Here is a 19,271-nt window from a genome sequence, read left to right as displayed (position 1 = left end):
GTTCAGTCTGCCCGTTTGCCGGAACCGGCGTCGAACCAGTGCAGCTTGTCCTGGCGCGCCGCAATTTTTACCGTGTCCCCCGCGACTGGCGGGTGGTCGCTTTCGTCGGTGCGCATGATGATCTGCTCTTCGCCGATGCGCCCATACACCAGCCGCTCGGCGCCCAGCAGCTCGACCGACTCGACCTGCACGGACCAGCCGCTTTCGTCGAGCTTCATGTGCTCGGGGCGAATGCCGAGGATCTGGCCGGGCCGCACGCCAGGCGCATGGCGCAGCAGGTTCATCGGCGGCGAGCCGATGAAGCTGGCTACGAAGGTGGTGGCGGGCCGGTTGTAGACCTCTTCGGGCGTTGCGAACTGGTCCATCACGCCGCCGTTCATGACGATGATGCGCTGCGCCAGCGTCATGGCCTCGACCTGGTCGTGCGTGACGAACAGCGAGGTGATGCCGAGCTCGCGGTGCAGCTTCTGGATCTCCAGGCGGGTCTGCGCTCGCAGCTTGGCGTCCAGGTTGGACAGCGGTTCGTCGAACAGGAACACCTGCGGCTGCCGAACGATGGCGCGGCCCATGGCCACGCGCTGGCGCTGGCCGCCCGAAAGCTCGCGCGGCTTGCGCTCGAGCAGGTGGCCCAGTTCGAGGATCTTGGCCGCCTTGTCGACGCGAGTCTTGATCTCGTCGGTGGGCAGTTTGGCGATCTTCAGGCCATAGGCCATGTTCTTGAACACGCTCATGTGCGGATAGAGCGCGTAGTTCTGGAACACCATGGCGATGTCGCGCTCGGAAGGTTCGAGCAGGTTCACCACGCGCCCGCCAATGGCGATGTCACCGGCCGAAATGTCTTCCAGGCCGGCCACCATGCGCAGCAGCGTGGACTTGCCGCAGCCCGAGGGCCCGACGATGACGACGAATTCGCCCTTGTTCACCTCGGCCGAGACGCCGTGGATGACCTGGTTGGCCTTGGCACCCTTGCCGTAGCGCTTGATGACGTTGCGAAAGGAAATGGCTGACATGTTGTCGGTTTTAAATATCAGGTTGTGGCTGGCGCCCCAAGCCGGGAAACACCGCGGAACCGGCTCTGCCGGGCCGCCGGTGTTGCCCCCTCGAGGGGGAGGCGGCTACACGAAGTGAGCCGCTTCGGGGGTGGGCTCATTTCTCCGTGTCGACCAGGCCCTTGACGAACCAGCGCTGCATCAGCACCACAACGATGGCCGGCGGTATCAGCGCCAGCATGGCGGTGGCCATCACGAGGTTCCAGTCGACCGCGGCGTCGCCCGAGGCGATCATGCGCTTGATGCCGATGACCACCGGGTACATGTCCTCGCTGGTGGTGGCCAGGAGCGGCCAGAGGTACTGGTTCCAGCCGTAGATGAACTGGATCACGAAGAGCGCAGCGATCGAAGTCTGCGACAGCGGTATCAGGATGTCCTTGAAGAAGCGCATCGGCCCCGCGCCGTCTATTCGCGCGGCCTCGACCAGCTCGTCGGGCACCGAGAGAAAGAACTGCCGGAACAGGAAGGTCGCCGTGGCCGACGCGATCAGCGGGATGGTCAGGCCCGCGTAGGTGTTGAGCATGTTCAGGTCGGCCAGCACCTTGTAGGTGGGCAGGATGCGCACCTCCACCGGCAGCATCAGCGTCACGAAGATCATCCAGAACACGATCTTCTTGAACGGAAAGCGGAAATACACGATGGCAAAGGCCGAGAGCAGCGAGATCGCGATCTTGCCGATGCTGATGACCAGCGCGGTGACCAGGCTGATCCACATCATGCGGCCCACCACCACGCGCGCGCCCTGCGTCTCGGTGCCAAGGAGGGCCGCGGTGTAGTTCTCGACCATGTGCGCACCGGGCACAAGCGGCATGGGCACACGCAGGATCTCGTCGCGTGTGTGGGTCGAGGCGACGAAGGCCAGGTAGATGGGAAAGGCCACGATGGCGATGCCCAGGAGCAGCACCACGTGCGACAGGACGGTGAGGCCGGGCCGGCGTTCAATCATGGCGGTTGCTCCGGAGAAAGAATGCAGAAGGGAAAGGATGCGCCATCAGTACTGGACCTTCTTTTCGACGTAGCGGAACTGGATCACCGTGAGTACGACGACGATCACCATCAGCACCACCGACTGCGCGGCCGAGCCGCCCAGGTCGAGAGCCCGGAAGCCGTCGTGCCAGACCTTGTAGACCAGGATCGCGGTGTCTCGGCCCGGCCCGCCTTCGGTCGTGGCATGCACGATCGCGAAGGTGTCGAAGAAGGCGTACACCACGTTGATCACCAGCAGGAAAAAGGTGGTGGGCGACAGCAGCGGGAACTGGATGGTCAGAAAGCGACGCAGCGGACCGGCGCCGTCGATGGCGGCGGCCTCGATCAGTGCCTTGGGAATGGACTGCAGCCCGGCCAGGAAGAACAGGAAGTTGTAGGAGATCTGCTTCCAGATCGCGGCCACGACGATCAGCGACAGCGCCTGATTGGAATTGAGCAGGTGGTTCCAGTCCATGCCCATCTGGCGCAAGCCGTAGCTCACCACGCCGATGCTGGGCGAGAACATGAACACCCACAGCACGCCTGCGATTGCCGGCGCCACCGCGTACGGAATGATCAGGAAGGTCTTGTAGAACAACGAACCGCGCAGGATGCGGTCGGCGAAGATCGCCAGGAGGAGCGATATCGAGATGCCGATGCCGGCCACCAGCACGGAGAACAGTGCGGTGACCTGGAACGACTCGATGTAGGCCGGGTCATCGAACAGGTTCTTGAAGTTCTCCAGGCCCACGAAGACGGTGGAGGTGCCGAAGGCGTCCTCGGTCTGCATCGACTGCCAGATCGCCTGGCTGGCGGGCCAGAAGAAGAACACCAGGATCACCGCCATCTGCGGCGCGATCAGCAGCCATGGCAGCCATGCCGATCGGAATAGAACGCGTTTTTCCATAGCCCCTCGAATCCCTCAAAAAACGAAACGCCCGCCCACGGCTTTTGCAGTGGCGGGCGGGCGAGTCTACTTCGGCGCAGAGCCGACCGGAGCTTCAGCCTTTGTTTGCTTTCTCGAAGCGCTCCAGCTGCTCGTTACCGCGCTTGACGGCGGCATCGAGGGCTTCCTTGGCGGTGCGCTTGCCGTTCCAGATCTGCTCGGTTTCCTCGTCGATGATGGTTCGGATCTGCACGAAGCTGCCCAGGCGCACGCCGCGCGACTTGTCGGTGGTCTTGCGGATCATCTGCGTCACGGCCACGTCGGTGCCTGGGTTGTCCTTGTAGAAGCCCGAAGCATCGGTCAGCTTGTAGGCCGCCGTGGTGATGGGCAGGTAGCCCGTGCGCTTGTGGCTGTCGGACTGCACCTTGGTGTCGGACAAGAAGGTGAAGAAGCTGGCCACGCCCTTGTAGTGGTCGGCCGGCTTGCCGGACATGACCCAGAGGCTGGCGCCGCCGATCACGGTGTTCTGCGGGGCGCCCTTCACGTCGGGGTAGTAGGGCAGGGTGGAGATGCCGTACTTGAACTTGGCGTCCTTGGCCACGCGCGCGTACAGGCCCGAGGAGCCGGTCATCATCGCGCATTCGCCCGAGGGGAAGGCGGCGTCGGCCGTGTTGTTGCGGCCCTTGTAGACGAAGGTGCCGTCCTTCGACATCTTGGCCAGGTTCTCGAAGTGCTTCACCTGCAGCGGCGAGTTGAAGGCCAAGCGCGCCGAGGTGCCGCCAAAGCCGTTGTTCTGCGTCGCATAGAGCGTGTTGTGCCAGGCCGAGAAGCTCTCGAGCTGGGTCCAGCTCATCCAGCTGGTGGTGAAGGGGCATTTGTGGCCGCTGGCCTTGAGCTTGTCGGCCGCGGCGATCACTTCGGGCCAGGTGGTGGGCGCCTTCTCGGGGTCCAGGCCGGCCGCCTTGAAGGCGTCCTTGTTGTAATAGAAGATGGTCGTCGAGCTGTTGAACGGGAAGCTCAGCATCTGGCCATTGGGCGCGGTGTAGTAGCCCGACACGGCGGGCACGTACACGCTGGGGTCGAACTTGGCGCCGCCCGAATTCATCACCTCGCCCACAGGCTTGATCGCGCCCTTGGAGGCCATCATGGTGGCGGTGCCGACCTCGAACACCTGCAGGATGTCCGGGGCATTGCCGGCACGGTAGGCCGCGATGGCGGCGGTCATCGATTCGTCGTACTGGCCCTTGTAGGTCGCCACGACCTTGAAGTCCTTCTGGCTGGCGTTGTACTGCTTGGCGAGGTCGTTGACCCATTCGCCGAGCGGGCCGCTCATGGAATGCCACCACTGGATTTCGGTCTGGGCGTGGGCCACATTGAACAGCGTGGTGGCGGCCAGCGCCGATGCCAGCGCGAGCGTCTTGAATCGCATGAAGACTCCTGATGGGAAATGAAAGCGCGGATGCTAGGCCATGTGGATGACACATCCGCGTCACATTGGCGCACGGACCTCTGTCATCTTCCAATCGGGAAAACCCCTTTGGCGCAAGGCTTCCGGCAGGGCGCGGGTCTTCATGTTGCGCCGCAGCATGCTAGCATCGCATTCGCCTTTTTCGGCCTAGCCTGTTGCCGCGGCCGGGGCTTCCGCGAGTACGTCATGAGCAGCAAAACCTCCCTCGAAAAAAGCCGGATCAAGTTCCTTTTGCTGGAGGGCATCCACCCTTCGGCCGTGGAGGTGCTGCGCGCCGCGGGCTACACCAACATCGAGTCGCTGCCGGGTGCGCTGCCCGATGCGGAGCTCAAGGCCAAGATCGCCGACGTCCACTTCCTGGGCATCCGTTCGCGCACGCAATTGACGGCCGAGGTCTTTGCGGCCGCCCAGAAGCTGGTGGCGGCAGGGTGCTTCTGCATCGGCACCAACCAGGTCGATTTGGAGGCCGCGCGCGAGCACGGGGTGGCGGTGTTCAACGCGCCTTATTCCAACACCCGCTCGGTGGCCGAGCTGGTGCTGGCCGAAGCCATCCTGCTGCTGCGCGGCGTGCCTGAAAAGAGCGCGGTGGCGCACCGCGGCGGCTGGCTCAAGTCGGCCGAGAACGCATTCGAGATCCGCGGCAAGACGCTGGGCATCGTGGGCTACGGCTCCATCGGCGCCCAGTTGTCGGTGCTGGCCGAGGCCCTGGGCATGAACGTGGCCTTCTATGACGTGGTGACCAAGCTGCCACTGGGCAATGCGCGCCAGGTGCGCGAACTGCACCAGCTGCTGGCCCAGAGCGACATCGTGACCCTGCACGTGCCCGAGACGCAGGCCACGCAATGGATGATCGGCGCGGCGGAAATCGCCGCCATGAAGCCGGGTTCGATCCTGATCAACGCCTCGCGCGGCACGGTCGTCGAGATCGAGCCACTGGCCCAGGCGCTGAAGCAGAACAAGCTGCTGGGCGCCGCGATCGACGTCTTCCCGGTCGAGCCGCGAACCAACAAGGACGAGTTCCAGTCGCCGTTGCGCGGGCTCGACAATGTCATCCTCACGCCTCACATCGGTGGCTCGACGATGGAGGCGCAGGCCAACATCGGCCTCGAGGTGGCGGAAAAGCTGGTGAAGTACAGCGACAACGGCACCTCGACCTCCTCGGTCAACTTTCCCGAGGTGGCGCTGCCGGCCCACCCTGGCAAGCACCGGCTGCTGCACATCCACCGCAACGTGCCGGGCGTGTTGTCGGAGATCAACAGGATCTTCTCGGACAACAACATCAACATCTCCTCGCAGTTCCTGCAGACCAACGAGAAGATCGGCTACGTGGTGACGGACATCGACGCGGCCTATTCCGACCTGGCCCTGGAGAAACTGGCCAAGGTGAACGGAACCATCCGCAGCCGCGTGCTGTTCTGAGGCCTAGTTCCGGTCTTGCTCCCTCTCCCTCTGGGAGAGGGTTGGGGTGAGGGCAGACGGCCTCAACCCCCGCGCCATACCGCGTGCCCGACGCCTCCCAACAGGGGTACAGCGGCAGCCCAAGGCAAGACCCCGGTCCCTGCCCTAAAATCCCACCCCCGGCTAGATGGGCGCGCAGCGCCTGGCCGAGGTGCCACCCCCGATGAATGCTCCGACCGCGTTGACCACGCTGTTGTCGCAGGCCGCAGAGCCTGTACGACTGCGCGAGATCCCCTATAACTACACCAGCTTTTCCGATCGCGAGATCGTGATCCGCCTGTTGGGCGAGCGCGGCTGGGAACTGCTCCAGACCCTGCGCGCCGAGCGCCGCACCGGCCGGTCGGCCCGCATGCTCTACGAGGTGCTCGGCGACATCTGGGTGGTCCAGCGCAACCCTTACCTCGTCGACGACCTGCTCGACAACCCACGCCGCCGCGGGCAGTTGGTCGACGCCCTGAAGCACCGGCTGGGCGAAGTGCAGAAGCGCCGCACCCCCGACAGCGACCTGCCGCGCGACCAGCTCGTGGGCGAACTCACGGGGCTCGTCGGCCAGGCCGTTGCCGCCTTCGATACTGCTTTTCGCGACGTGGCGGCTCTACGCCGCAAGGCCACGCGCGTGCTGGGTCGCCTCACGGCCAAGGACAACATCAAGTTCGACGGCCTCTCGCGCGTGTCCCACGTGACCGACGCCACCGACTGGCGCGTGGAATATCCCTTCGTGGTGCTGTGCCCCGACACCGAGGCCGAGATGGCCCTGCTGGTCAAGGGCTGCATCGAACTGGGGCTCACCATCATTCCGCGCGGCGGCGGCACCGGCTACACCGGCGGCGCCATTCCGCTCACGTGGAAGAGCGTGGTCATCAACACCGAGAAGCTCGAGGCCATGACCGAGGTCGAGATGGTCTCGCTTCCAGGCCTTGATGCACCCGTGGCCACCGTCTGGACCGAGGCGGGCGTAGTCACGCAGCGCGTGGCCGACGCCGCCGAGCGCGCGGGCTATGTGTTCGCGGTCGACCCGACCTCCGCCGAGGCCTCATGCGTCGGCGGCAACGTGGCGATGAACGCGGGCGGCAAGAAGGCCGTGCTCTGGGGCACGGCGCTCGACAACCTGGCTTCGTGGCGCATGGTGACGCCGCAGGCCGAATGGCTCGAAGTCACGCGCATCGGCCACAACCTCGGCAAGATCCACGACGCCGAAAGCGCCGTGTTCGATCTGCAGTATTACGCCGCCGACGGCAAGACCAAACTGCGCACAGAGCGCCTCGAGATCCCCGGCCGCACCTTCCGCAAGGAAGGCCTCGGCAAGGACGTGACCGACAAGTTCCTCTCCGGCCTGCCGGGCATCCAGAAAGAGGGCTGCGACGGCCTCATCACCAGCTGCCGCTGGGTGGTGCACCGCATGCCGGCGCACACGCGCACCGTCTGCCTGGAGTTCTTCGGCAACGCCAAGGATGCGGTGCCGAGCATCGTCGAGATCAAGGACTTCATGTTCGCCGAGCAGAAGCGCTCCGGCGTGCTGCTGGCGGGCCTGGAGCATCTGGACGACCGCTACCTCAAGGCCGTGGGCTACGCCACCAAGTCGAAGAAGCACGGCGGCCTGCCGAAGATGGTGCTGTTCGGCGACATCGCGGGCGACGATGCCGATGCCGTGGCGCGCGTCACGTCGGAAGTGGTGCGCATCGCCAATTCGCGCAGCGGCGAAGGCTTCATTGCCATCAGCCCCGAGGCGCGCAAGAAATTCTGGCTCGACCGCAAGCGCACGGCGGCCATCAGCAAGCACACCAACGCCTTCAAGATCAACGAAGACGTGGTCATTCCGCTGCCGCGCATGGCTGAGTACAGCGACGGCATCGAGCGCATCAACATCGAGCTCTCGCTGCAAAACAAGCTGGAACTCACCGACGCCCTCGAGGCCTTTCTGCTGCGCGGCAACCTGCCGCTCGGCAAGACCGACGATGCGCACGAAATTCCCGCGGCCGAGCTGCTCGAAGACCGCGTGGCGCAGGCCGTGGCGCTGGTGCAGAGCGTGCGTGCGCTCTGGGCCGAATGGCTGCGCGACGTCGACACGCTGTTTCCGCAGCTGCAGGACCACACCTTGCGCGCCAGCTGGAAGACCCAGCTGCGCCAGCCGCTGCAGGAGATCTTCAGCGGGGCCGAGTTCGCGCCGATCCTGGCCGAGTGCACCGCCATTCACAAGCAGGTGCTCAAGGGCCGCGTGTGGGTGGCGCTGCACATGCATGCCGGCGACGGCAACGTGCACACCAACATTCCCGTCAACAGCGACAACTACGACATGCTGCAGACCGCGCATGCCGCGGTGGTGCGCATCATGGCGCTGGCGCGCAGCCTTGACGGCGTGATTTCGGGCGAGCACGGCATCGGCATTACCAAGCTCGAGTTCCTGAGCGACGAAGAGCTGAAGCCCTTCATGGACTACAAGCAGCGCGTCGACCCCGAAGGCCGCTTCAACAAGGGCAAGCTGGTGCGCCCGCCCGCCGGCGAAAACGTCGAGCTGCATGCCGACCTGACCAACGCCTACACGCCGAGCTTCGGCCTCATGGGGCACGAGTCGCTGATCATGCAGCAGAGCGACATCGGCGCCATTGCCGACAGCGTGAAGGACTGCCTGCGCTGCGGCAAGTGCAAGCCAGTGTGCGCCACCCACGTGCCGCGCGCCAACCTGCTGTACAGCCCGCGCAACAAGATCCTGGCAACCTCGCTGCTGGTCGAGGCCTTCCTGTATGAAGAGCAGACCCGGCGCGGCATCAGCATCAAGCACTGGGAAGAGTTCGAGGACGTGGCCGACCACTGCACCGTGTGCCACAAGTGCCTCACGCCGTGCCCGGTGAAGATCGACTTCGGCGACGTGTCGATGAACATGCGCAACCTGCTGCGCAAGATGGGGCAGAAGAGCTTCCGCCCCGGCAATGCGGCCGCCATGTTCTTTCTCAACGCGACCAACCCGCAGACCATCAAGGCAGTGCGCGCGGGCATGGTGGGCATCGGCTTCAAGGCACAGCGCCTGGCCAACGACCTGCTGCGCGGCCTGGCCAAGAAGCAGACCGCTGCGCCGCCGGCCACGCTCGGCCCGGCCCCGATCAAGGAGCAGGTGATCCACTTCATCAACAAGAAGATGCCGGGCAACCTGCCGAAGCAGACGGCGCGCGCGCTGCTCGACATCGAGGATGCCGACTACGTGCCGATCATCCGCGACCCGAAGGCCACCACGTCGGAGACCGAAGCGGTGTTCTACTTTCCGGGCTGCGGCTCGGAGCGGCTGTTCTCGCAGGTGGGCCTCGCCACGCAGGCCATGCTCTGGCATGCCGGCGTGCAGACGGTGCTGCCGCCCGGATACCTGTGCTGCGGCTACCCGCAGCGCGGCAGCGGCCAGTTCGACAAGGCCGAGAAGATGATCACCGACAACCGCGTGCTCTTCCACCGCGTGGCCAACACGCTGAACTACCTGGACATCAAAACGGTGGTGGTGAGCTGCGGCACCTGCTACGACCAGCTGCAGGGCTACCAGTTCGACAAGATCTTTCCCGGCTGCCGCATCATCGACATCCACGAGTACCTGCTCGAAAAGGGCATCACGCTGGCCGATGCGGGCGGTGGCGGCTACCTGTACCACGACCCCTGCCACAGTCCGATGAAGCTGCAGGATCCGATGAAGACCGTGAAGGCGCTGGTCGGCGACAACGTGCTCAAGAACGACCGCTGCTGCGGCGAGTCGGGCACGCTGGGCGTGTCGCGGCCCGACATCTCGACGCAGATCCGGTTCCGCAAGGAAGAAGAGCTCAAGAAGGGCGAGGCCGCGTTGCGCGCGAACGGCCAGGTCGGCGAAAAGGACAACGTGAAGATCCTGACCAGCTGCCCGAGCTGCCTGCAAGGCCTCTCGCGCTACGGCAATGACCTGAACAACGGCCTGCTCGAAGCCGACTACATCGTGGTCGAGATGGCCAACAAGATTCTCGGCAAGGACTGGATGCCCGAATACGTGGCCGCTGCCAACCAGGGCGGGATCGAGCGGGTGCTGGTATGACCATGGCCTCCACGATCGGCGGCGGCCCGGTTCCCGGCTGTCCGTTCTGCGAAGGCCCCGGGGGTCGCATCGTGTTCGAAGGCGCGAAGCTTCGCGTCATCCATGCCGAAGAGGCGGGCTTTCCGGCCTTCTACCGCGTGATCTGGCGCGAGCATGCGGCGGAGTTTTCGGATCTCGATGCCGCCGACCGCGCGCTGTGCATGGAGGCCGTGACGGTGGTCGAGCAGTGCCTGCGCGAGCATCTGTCGCCGGCCAAGATCAACCTCGCGGCGCTCGGCAACATGGTGCCGCACCTGCATTGGCACGTGATTGCGCGTTTTGCCGACGACACCCATTTTCCCGGTTCGGTCTGGGCTCCGGTGCAGCGCGAGGCGAATGCTTCCCAACTGGCTGCCGTGGCCGCGCGCCTGCCCGAATTGGAGCGTGCGATGATGGCCCGACTGGGCACAAGGAGCTTCTGATGGCAGGTTTGCAAGCCGGCGCACCGACGCCGCAATCGATTACCGTGCACGGCCAGTCGCGCGTGCTCGAGGTCGGGTTTTCCGACGGTGCCACCTTCCGCATTCCGTTCGAGCTCATGCGCATCTACTCGCCGTCCGCGGAAGTGCAGGGGCATGGTCCGGGGCAGGAAATCTTGCAGACCGGCAAGCGCGACGTCGAACTGGTCGACCTGAAGCCGGTGGGCAACTATGCCGTGCAGCCCGTCTTCAGCGATGGTCACGACACCGGCATCTTCTCGTGGGACCTGCTGTATGAACTCGGCGCCAAAGAGGCCGAGCTCTGGGCCGAGTACGAACGCCGGCTCGCCGCGGCGGGCGTCGACCGCGATGCGCCGATGCTCGACAAGGGCGGTGCCGCCTGCGGCAGCCACTGACCCGGCGCGAACGCGTCCGCTCCTGAAGCATTGCCTCGCAACAGACGCGGCGCGTCCTTCGGCGCCCCGCTATTTGAAGAAAAAGCAACAAAAGCCCGCCGTCTTCGGAGGGTCGCGTTCTTGAGGTGTGAGCTTCCGCCCTAATATCAGTCCCATGAGCACCACCCACTTCGGCTTCGAAAAGGTCGACGAAAGCGAGAAAGCGCAGCGCGTCCGCGGCGTCTTCGATTCCGTGGCGACGCGTTACGACCTCATGAACGACCTGATGTCGATGGGGCTGCACCGCGCCTGGAAGGCCTACACCGTGATGGTGGCCAACGTGGGCGAAGGTTCGCGCGTGCTCGACATTGCGGGAGGCACCGGCGACCTCGCGCTGGCCTTCTCCAAGAAGGTCGGCGCCAGCGGCCAGGTGGTGCACACCGACATCAACGAAGCCATGCTGCGCACCGGCCGCGACCGCCTGCTCGACGCCGGCGTGGCGCTGCCCACGCTGGTGTGCGACGCAGAAAAGCTGCCGTTCCCGAGCGACCATTTCGACGTGGTGACCGTGGCGTTCGGCCTTCGCAACATGACGCACAAGGACCTTGCCTTGAAGGAAATGAACCGCGTGCTCAAGCCGCGCGGCAAGCTCCTGGTGCTCGAGTTCTCGAAGGTTGCCAAGCCGCTTGCCAAGGCCTACGACTGGTATTCGTTCAGCGTTCTTCCGCGCCTGGGCAAGCTGGTGGCGGGCGACGATGCGAGCTATCGCTACCTGGCCGAATCCATCCGGATGCACCCCGCGCAGGATGAACTCAAGACCCTCATGAAAGAGGGCGGTTTCGGGCATGTGGACTATCACAACATGACGGGTGGCGTGGTCGCCCTTCATGTTGGAATCAAGTGTTGATGACGCGAATTCTTCGCTCAAAAGAGGAGACGACATGAAAAGTTTGAGTTCTTTGTTCCTGGCCTGCGTGCTGGCCCTGGTCAGCGTGCAAGCCGATGCAGCACGCATCGGCGGCGGCAAGTCGGTCGGCCGCCAGTCGTCCAACGTGACGCAGCGCGAATCCGCATCGCCCACCGCGCCAGCGCAGCAAAGCGCGACCAACGCCGCGCCGAAGCCCGCCACGCCGGCGCCCGCCGCCGCGGCGCCGAAGCGTCCATGGGGCGCCATGCTCGGTGGCCTCGCCGCCGGCCTGGGCCTGGCCTGGCTCGCGAATTCGCTGGGCCTTGGCGCCGGCTTTGCCAACATCCTGTTGATCGGGCTGCTCGTGATGGCTGCGCTGTTCGTCTGGCGCATGTTCAAGGCGCGTTCGGCAGCCTCGTCGGGTGCCAACCGCCCGGGCGGCTTCGCCTTCGAAGGCGCGGGCAACCCGGCGAATGCCGGCTCCCCGGCGCAGTACAGCCCGAACAATGTCGGCAATGACGCGTCGGCCCGGCCCTGGGAGCGCAACACGAGCGCCTTCGACGCCACGCCCGCACACACCGACGAGCGGCATGGCAGCAGCCTTTCCGCGGCAGGCGCGGCGGCCGGCGGCAGCATGATCGGCTCGGCGCTGTCGGGTTCGCAGGCGTGGGGCATTCCGGTCGGCTTCGACGTGGACGGCTTTCTTGCAGCCGCCAAGCGCAACTTCGTGACCCTGCAGGACGCATGGGACCGCGCCGACGTCACGACCCTGCGCTCGATGATGACCGACGGCATGGTCGACGAGATCCGCACCCAGCTGGCCGATCGCGCCAGCCACACCGGCGGCGCCTCGAACAAGACCGAAGTCGTGATGCTCGACGCCAAGCTGCTTGGCATCGAGGAACTGGCTGACGTCTACATGGCCAGCGTGGAGTTCTCCGGCATGATCCGCGAAGATGCTTCCGCCGGCCCGGGCCCGTTCCGCGAAGTCTGGAACATGACCAAGCCCACCAGCGGCACCAGCGGCTGGCTGGTGGCGGGCGTGCAAGCGTTGCAGTAAGCGCATTCCGGCGGCCGGGAGGCCGTCCGCAGAACCGATAATGGGGACATGGCTACACCATCGTCCCCATTTTCTTTTCTCGACGATCTGTTCAATCGCATCGGCGAGCGTCTGCAGCCGCCCGCCTGGGCGGTGCACGAGATCCAGCATCGCGCGGTGCTGTTTCTGAACCATGTGCTGCAGCAGGAGCCCGAGGCCCAGCAGCGGCTGCTCCGCCAGCAGGGGCGGGTGGTGCGCTTCCAGTGGCGCTTCGTGACAATGGAGCTGGTGGCCACGCCCGCCGGCCTTCTCGACCTGGCGCCCGCCGGATCGGTGCCCGAGCTCACGCTCACCGTCACCGACGAATCCCCCTTCGAGCTGGCCCGTGCCACGCTGCGCGGCGGCAAGCCTTCTGTGCAGATCATCGGCGACGTGCAGCTCGCGGCCGAGGTCAACTGGCTGGTCGACCACGTGCGCTGGGATGTCGAGGACGACCTCGCCCGCCTGGTCGGCGACGTGCCGGCACACACCATTGCCAATGGCGCGCGCCGTGTCGTGGGCGCACTGCGCCAGTTCGTCGGCGATCGCAAGCCCCAGCGGGCCGGCGGTTCGTCGGCCGGCTCGGCGAGCACGCCCGAATGAGGCGCTTCTACCGCGGGCTTTTCATCGTCTGGGTCGCGCTGCGCTACGGCCTGGACGAGCTCGTGCTCACGAGCTTCCAGAAACCCTGGCTGCGCGTGGTGGCGCGCGTCGTCTCCATCGGCCGCAATCTCGATGCGCCCCGCGGCCAGCGGCTGCGCGAGGCGCTCGAACGGCTGGGCCCGATCTTCGTCAAGTTCGGCCAGGTGCTGTCGACCCGGCGCGACCTGCTGCCGCCCGACATCGCCGACGAGCTCGCCTTCCTGCAGGACCGCGTGCCGCCGTTCCCCTCGTCGGTGGCCATTGCGACCATCGAGCGCGCCTTCCGCCGTCCCGTGGGCGACGTGTTCGTGCAGTTCGACGAGACGCCGATCGCCAGCGCGTCGATCGCGCAGGTCCACTTCGCGACCATCCGCACCAACGAGGGCGAGGTGCGCGAGGTCGCGGTCAAGGTGCTGCGCCCCAACATGCGCGGCGTGATCGAGAAAGACCTGGCGCTCATGGCCATGATGGCCGGCTGGGTCGAGAAGCTCTCGCCCGACGGCAAGCGCCTGAAGCCGCGCGAGGTGGTTGGCGAGTTCGACAAATACCTGCACGACGAGCTCGACCTGGTGCGCGAAGCGGCCAATGCCGCCCAGCTGCGCCGCAACATGGCCTCGCTCGACCTGGTGCTGATTCCCGAGATGTTCTGGGACTTCTGCCACCCCGAGGTGATCGTGATGGAGCGCATGAACGGCGTGCCCATTGCCCAGCTCGACCGCCTGCGCGCGGCCGGCGTCGACATTCCCAAGCTGGCGCGCGACGGCGTCACCATCTTCTTCACGCAGGTGTTTCGCGACGGCTTCTTTCACGCCGACATGCACCCGGGCAACATCCAGGTGAGCCTCGTGCCCGAGACCTTCGGGCGCTACATTTCGCTCGACTTCGGGATCATCGGCACGCTGACCGAGTCGGACAAGGAATACCTGGCGCAGAACTTCGTGGCCTTTTTCCGGCGCGACTACAAGCGCGTGGCCGAGCTTCACCTCGAAAGCGGCTGGGTGCCCGAAGGCACCCGCATCGACGAACTGGAGGCGGCGATCCGCACCGTCTGCGAGCCGTATTTCGACCGGCCGCTGCGGGAAATCTCGCTCGGCATGGTGCTCATGCGCCTGTTCCAGACCTCGCGCCGCTTCCACGTCGAGATCCAGCCGCAGCTGGTGCTGCTGCAGAAAACCCTGCTCAACATCGAGGGTTTGGGCCGCCAGCTCGACCCCGAGCTCGACCTCTGGCATACCGCCAAGCCATTCCTCGAGAAGTGGATGGTCGACCAGATCGGGCCCCGGAAGCTGTTCGAGCAGCTCAAGGCCGAGGCGCCGCGCTATGCAAAATTGCTGCCGCAATTGCCGCGCCTGCTGCACGATTTCCTTGAAAATCGGCCCGCCGACCACCGCCGCGAGCTGCTGGAACTGCTGGCCGCGCAGAAGCGCACCAACCGGCTGCTGCAGGCCATTCTCTATGGTGGCATGGGATTTGTATTGGGGTTGCTCGCCATGCAGGTGCTGGTACGCGTGAAGTTGTTCTAGAGGAGAGTCCCCGTGCTGTTGACGCTGGTTGTCGTTTATCTGCTGGTCACCATCGCGATCGGCCTTTACGCCGCCAGGCGCGTGAAGAACACCACCGACTTCGCCATTGCGGGGCGGCATCTGCCGCTCTACATGATCGTGACGACCACCTTCGCGACCTGGTTCGGGTCCGAAACGGTGCTCGGCATCCCGGCCAAGTTCATCGAGGGCGGCCTGAACGGAGTGGTCGAAGACCCCTTCGGTGCGGGCACCTGCCTGATCCTGGTCGGGCTGTTCTTTGCGGGCAAGCTCTACCGCATGACGCTTCTCACCATCAGCGACTACTACCGCGAGCGCTATGGCCGCGGCGTCGAGGTGGCCTGCTCGCTCATCATCATGCTGAGCTACCTGGGCTGGGTGTCGGCGCAGGTCACGGCGCTGGGGCTGGTGTTCAACGTGCTCTCGGCCGGCGCCATCAGCATTCCGGCGGGCATGGTGATCGGGGTGGTCTCGATCCTGGCTTACACGCTGTTCGGCGGCATGTGGTCGGTGGCGGTGACCGACTTCATCCAGATGATCATCCTCGTCGCGGGGCTTGCCGTCATTGCCGTGTTCGCCGGCAACATGGCCGGCGGTGCCGACAAGGTGGTGGCCTTCGCGGTCAGCAAGGACCTCTTCAAGTTCTGGCCCGAGCCCAACTGGCACGACATGGTGTTCTTCTTTGCCGCGGCCATCACGATGATGCTGGGCTCCATTCCGCAGCAGGACGTGTTCCAGCGCGTGATGTCGGCCAACAGCACCAAGGCCGCCAAGCGCGGCCCTGTCATCGGCGGCGTGGCGTACATCCTGTTCGCGTTCGTGCCCATGTTCCTGGTGGCGAGCGCGCTCCTGATCATGCCGGAGCAGACCGCCGAGCTGCTGAAGGAAGATCCGCAGAAGGTGCTGCCCACGCTGGTGCTCGAGAAGATGCCCTTCGTGATGCAGGTGCTGTTCTTCGGCGCGCTGCTGTCGGCCATCAAGTCGACCGCTTCGGCCACCCTGCTGGCGCCGAGCGTCACGTTCACCGAGAACATCTGGCGCCAGTTCCGGCCCGCGGGAACCGACCGCCAGAACCTCATGACCATGCGCATCACGGTGCTGGTCTTCAGCGCGGCCGTGCTGGCCTACGCCATCCGCATGCAGGGCACGCCCATCTACGAGTTGGTGTCGGGCGCCTACCAGGTGCCGCTGGTCGGCGCCTTCGTGCCGCTGGTGTTCGGGTTGTACTGGCGCCGCGCCACCACGCAGGGCGCCGTCGCCTCGATTCTGTTCGGCATCGGTGTCTGGCTGCTGTTCCTGGCGCTGCCCTGGGGCACGGCATTTCCGGCCCAGCTGGCCGGGGTGCTTGCCTCGTTCACCGGCATGGTGGCCGGATCGCTGGCGCCGCAGTGGGTGGCCAATACCCGCACGCCGCACCGGCTGCTGGCCACGGAACCGGCCTGAAGACGCGCCTGTTGGCGGGGCGGCCCTTATAATCGAGGGCTTTGCGAGCGGGCTTTGCCAGGCCTAAGTCAGGCCTTTGCGCCGAGTTCGCGCCGCTTTTCCACTCAATTCCAATGCCCATCTACGCCTACAAGTGCAGCGCCTGCGGCTTTGCCAAGGACGCCCTGCAAAAAATGTCCGATGCGCCGCTCACGGTGTGCCCGACGTGCGGCGCGAGTGCGTTCGAGAAGCAAGTCACCGCCGCCGGGTTCCAGCTCAAGGGTTCCGGCTGGTATGTAACCGATTTCCGCGATGGCGGCGGCAAGAAGGCCGAGCCCGCAACGGCCCCGGCAGCGGCCAATGGCGATTCCGCCGCCGCGCCGGCCGCGGCCGCCAAGACCGCGGAAGCTTCGAGCCCTGCGCCCGCCCCCGCGCCTATTCCTGCTCCGGCGCCAGCCCCTGCAGCCGCCGCCAAGGGCGCCTGAGAACACACACCATGCTCGCCCTGCGCAAATGGCTGTTTTCCGGCTTGCTGGTGATCGTTCCGCTGTTCATCACCCTGGCGGTGCTGAAGTGGATCATCGACACGCTGGACCAGACGCTCTGGGTGCTGCCGTCGGTCTGGCAGAAATGGCTGTACGACAACAACGTACGCGGGCTCGGCGTGCTGCTTACGCTGGCCATCCTGCTGGGCGTGGGCGCCATTGCGAGCAATTTCGTGGGCAAGCGCCTGCTCGGCTGGGGCGACGCCGTGGTGCGGCGCATCCCGGTCGTCCGCTCCATCTATTCGAGCGTCAAGCAGGTCTCCGACACGCTGTTTTCCGAGAATGGCAATGCCTTCCGGACCGCCGTGCTGGTGCAGTGGCCGCGCGAAGGAGTCTGGACCATCGCCTTCGTGACCGGCACGCCGGGTAGCGACGTGGTCGAGCACCTGGGCGGCGGCGACTACCTCAGCGTCTACGTACCGACCACGCCCAATCCCACGGGCGGCTATTTCGTGATGCTCAAGCGCAGCGACTGCATCGAACTCAAGATGAGCGTGGACGAAGCGCTCAAGTACATCGTCTCGATGGGGGTGGTCGTTCCCGGCGGCCCCTCGTCCATCGCGATCAAGTAGAAAACGCGCCTTCGCGGCGCTGGAATTTCAAGATATGGCCATGCGTACTCACTATTGCGGTCTTGTGACCGAAGCCCTGATGGGCCAAACCGTCACCCTGTGCGGCTGGGTCAACCGCCGCCGAGACCATGGCGGCGTGATCTTCGTCGACGTGCGCGACCGCGAAGGCTACGTGCAGGTGGTGTGCGACCCCGACCGCGCCAGCACCTTCGCCGTCGCCGAAAACCTGCGCAACGAGTTCTGCGTGCAGATCACCGGCCTGGTGCGCTCGCGCCCCGAAGGCACCACCAACGACCAGCTCAAGAGCGGCAAGATCGAAGTGCTGTGCCACGAGCTCAAGGTGCTGAACCCGTCGGTCACGCCGCCGTTCCTGCTGGACGACGACAACCTGTCGGAAACCACCCGTCTCACGCACCGCGTGCTCGACCTGCGCCGCCCGGCCATGCAGCGCAACATGATGCTGCGCTACAAGGTGACGATGGAAACGCGCAAGTTCCTCGACGCCAACGGCTTCATCGACATCGAGACCCCGATGCTCGGCAAGTCCACGCCCGAAGGCGCGCGCGACTACCTCGTGCCCAGCCGCGTGCACGACGGCAGCTTCTTCGCGCTGCCGCAGTCGCCCCAGCTCTTCAAGCAGCTCCTGATGGTGGCCGGCTACGACCGCTACTACCAGATCGTGAAGTGCTTCCGCGACGAGGACCTGCGCGCCGACCGCCAGCCTGAGTTCACGCAGATCGACATCGAGACCTCGTTCCTCGCCGAAGAAGAAATCCGCGAGATGTTCGAGGGCATGATCCGCACCGTGTTCCGCAATGCCGCAGGCATCGACCTGCCGGTGTTCCCGACCATGAGCTATGCCGACGCGATGTTCAAGTACGGCTCCGACAAGCCCGACCTGCGCGTGAAGCTCGAATTCACCGAACTCACCGAACTCATGAAGCGCGTCGAGTTCAAGGTGTTCTCGAATGCCGCCACCATGAAGGGCGGCCGTGTGGTCGCGCTGCGCGTGCCGGGCGGCGGTGCCGAAGGCGGCCTCTCGCGCGGCGAGATCGACGCCTACCAGGAGTTCGTCAAGATCTACGGCGCCAAGGGCCTGGCCTACATCAAGGTCAACGACGCGCAGGCCGGCCGCGAAGGCCTGCAGAGCCCCATCGTCAAGAACCTCGACGACGCGGCGCTGGCCGAAATCATTGCCCGCACGGGTGCCCGCAACGGCGACATCCTGTTCTTTGGCGCCGACAAGGAAAAGGTCGTCAACGACGCCATCGGCGCGCTGCGCGTGAAGATCGGCCACAGCGCCTTCGGCAAGAAGAGCGGCCTGTTCGACGACCGCTGGGCGCCGCTGTGGGTGGTCGACTTCCCGATGTTCGAGTTCGACGAGGAAGGCCAGCGCTGGTCGGCCGTGCACCACCCGTTCACCGCACCGAAGGACGGCCATGAAGACCTCATGGACACCGCGCCCGAGAAGTGCATTGCCAAGGCCTACGACATGGTGCTCAACGGCATCGAGATGGGCGGCGGCTCGGTGCGTATCCACCGCGAGGAAGTGCAGAGCAAGGTGTTCCGCGCGCTCAAGATCAATGCCGAGGACGCGCAGCTCAAGTTCGGCTTCCTGCTCGACGCGCTGCAGTACGGTGCGCCGCCGCACGGCGGCATCGCCATCGGCCTGGATCGCCTGGTCATGCTCATGACCGGCGCCGAGTCGATCCGCGACGTGATTGCCTTCCCCAAGACCCAGCGCGCGCAAGACCTGCTCACGCAGGCGCCGAGCCCGGTCGACGAGAAGCAGCTGCGCGAGCTCCACATCCGGCTGCGCAACGTCCAGCAGCCCGCCTGATG

General features: G+C 65.4%; 16 protein-coding genes. 12 read left to right on the top strand and 4 right to left on the bottom strand.

What is annotated here, in order from left to right:
• Positions 1 to 2: 2 nt before the first annotated feature.
• The 4 genes from ugpC to ugpB all read right to left on the bottom strand — a co-directional run bounded on the left by ugpC (position 3) and on the right by ugpB (position 4,330).
• Positions 3 to 1,010, bottom strand: coding sequence for a sn-glycerol-3-phosphate ABC transporter ATP-binding protein UgpC (ugpC, locus tag ACJ7Z0_RS11275; protein ID WP_431128209.1), 1,008 nt, complete (start codon positions 1,008 to 1,010; stop codon positions 3 to 5).
• 136 nt (positions 1,011 to 1,146) lie between these two features.
• Entirely contained in the window at positions 1,147 to 1,995 is an 849-nt protein-coding gene (ugpE, locus tag ACJ7Z0_RS11270; protein ID WP_434789921.1) for a sn-glycerol-3-phosphate ABC transporter permease UgpE, read from the bottom strand.
• A 45-nt stretch (positions 1,996 to 2,040) separates the two neighbouring features.
• Complete coding sequence (ugpA, locus tag ACJ7Z0_RS11265; protein ID WP_434789920.1) at positions 2,041 to 2,922, bottom strand: sn-glycerol-3-phosphate ABC transporter permease UgpA; 882 nt, start codon at positions 2,920 to 2,922, stop codon at positions 2,041 to 2,043.
• A gap of 94 nt (positions 2,923 to 3,016) precedes the next feature.
• The gene (gene ugpB, locus ACJ7Z0_RS11260) at positions 3,017 to 4,330 is read right to left on the bottom strand and encodes a sn-glycerol-3-phosphate ABC transporter substrate-binding protein UgpB (RefSeq protein WP_434789919.1); all 1,314 of its coding nucleotides are present in this window, start codon (positions 4,328 to 4,330) and stop codon (positions 3,017 to 3,019) included.
• Positions 4,331 to 4,555: 225 nt separating this feature from the next.
• On the opposite strand from ugpB, the gene serA reads away from it, so the two are divergent.
• The 12 genes from serA (at position 4,556) to aspS (ending at position 19,269) form a co-directional block, all read left to right on the top strand.
• Positions 4,556 to 5,788 (top strand): phosphoglycerate dehydrogenase, encoded by a 1,233-nt coding sequence (gene serA, locus ACJ7Z0_RS11255; RefSeq protein WP_434789918.1) that lies wholly within the window; start codon positions 4,556 to 4,558, stop codon positions 5,786 to 5,788.
• 202 nt (positions 5,789 to 5,990) lie between these two features.
• Complete coding sequence (locus ACJ7Z0_RS11250) at positions 5,991 to 9,869, top strand: DUF3683 domain-containing protein (RefSeq protein WP_434789917.1); 3,879 nt, start codon at positions 5,991 to 5,993, stop codon at positions 9,867 to 9,869.
• Positions 9,870 to 9,871: 2 nt separating this feature from the next.
• The gene (locus ACJ7Z0_RS11245) at positions 9,872 to 10,330 is read left to right on the top strand and encodes an HIT family protein (protein WP_434789916.1); all 459 of its coding nucleotides are present in this window, start codon (positions 9,872 to 9,874) and stop codon (positions 10,328 to 10,330) included.
• Positions 10,330 to 10,743 (top strand): gamma-butyrobetaine hydroxylase family protein, encoded by a 414-nt coding sequence (locus ACJ7Z0_RS11240; RefSeq protein ID WP_434789915.1) that lies wholly within the window; start codon positions 10,330 to 10,332, stop codon positions 10,741 to 10,743. Before ACJ7Z0_RS11245 ends, ACJ7Z0_RS11240 begins: the two co-directional genes overlap by 1 nt.
• A 154-nt stretch (positions 10,744 to 10,897) precedes the next feature.
• Positions 10,898 to 11,629 (top strand): bifunctional demethylmenaquinone methyltransferase/2-methoxy-6-polyprenyl-1,4-benzoquinol methylase UbiE, encoded by a 732-nt coding sequence (ubiE, locus tag ACJ7Z0_RS11235; RefSeq protein WP_431128230.1) that lies wholly within the window; start codon positions 10,898 to 10,900, stop codon positions 11,627 to 11,629.
• A gap of 34 nt (positions 11,630 to 11,663) precedes the next feature.
• Positions 11,664 to 12,689 carry a Tim44 domain-containing protein gene (locus ACJ7Z0_RS11230; RefSeq protein ID WP_434789914.1) on the top strand — a complete coding sequence of 342 codons (1,026 nt, stop codon included), beginning with the start codon at positions 11,664 to 11,666 and terminating at the stop codon, positions 12,687 to 12,689.
• A gap of 48 nt (positions 12,690 to 12,737) precedes the next feature.
• Positions 12,738 to 13,310: a ubiquinone biosynthesis accessory factor UbiJ gene (locus tag ACJ7Z0_RS11225; protein ID WP_434789913.1), complete on the top strand. Its 573-nt coding sequence runs from the start codon at positions 12,738 to 12,740 to the stop codon at positions 13,308 to 13,310.
• Positions 13,307 to 14,872 carry a ubiquinone biosynthesis regulatory protein kinase UbiB gene (gene ubiB, locus ACJ7Z0_RS11220; RefSeq protein ID WP_431128239.1) on the top strand — a complete coding sequence of 522 codons (1,566 nt, stop codon included), beginning with the start codon at positions 13,307 to 13,309 and terminating at the stop codon, positions 14,870 to 14,872. The genes ACJ7Z0_RS11225 and ubiB overlap by 4 nt, the downstream gene beginning before the upstream one ends.
• Positions 14,873 to 14,884: 12 nt before the next feature.
• Positions 14,885 to 16,333, top strand: coding sequence for a high affinity choline transporter 1 (locus tag ACJ7Z0_RS11215; protein WP_434789912.1), 1,449 nt, complete (start codon positions 14,885 to 14,887; stop codon positions 16,331 to 16,333).
• Between the two features lie 113 nt (positions 16,334 to 16,446).
• Positions 16,447 to 16,797, top strand: a complete 351-nt coding sequence (locus ACJ7Z0_RS11210) for an FmdB family zinc ribbon protein (RefSeq protein WP_434789911.1) — start codon at positions 16,447 to 16,449, stop codon at positions 16,795 to 16,797.
• A gap of 11 nt (positions 16,798 to 16,808) precedes the next feature.
• Complete coding sequence (locus tag ACJ7Z0_RS11205; RefSeq protein WP_431128248.1) at positions 16,809 to 17,429, top strand: DUF502 domain-containing protein; 621 nt, start codon at positions 16,809 to 16,811, stop codon at positions 17,427 to 17,429.
• A 34-nt stretch (positions 17,430 to 17,463) separates the two neighbouring features.
• Positions 17,464 to 19,269 (top strand): aspartate--tRNA ligase, encoded by a 1,806-nt coding sequence (gene aspS / locus ACJ7Z0_RS11200; protein WP_307641101.1) that lies wholly within the window; start codon positions 17,464 to 17,466, stop codon positions 19,267 to 19,269.
• Positions 19,270 to 19,271: the final 2 nt, after the last annotated feature.

Source organism: Variovorax palleresanus (assembly GCF_051144945.1).
Lineage (GTDB): Bacteria > Pseudomonadota > Gammaproteobacteria > Burkholderiales > Burkholderiaceae_C > Variovorax > Variovorax paradoxus_S.
This window is presented reverse-complemented; position numbering and strand designations above follow the sequence as displayed.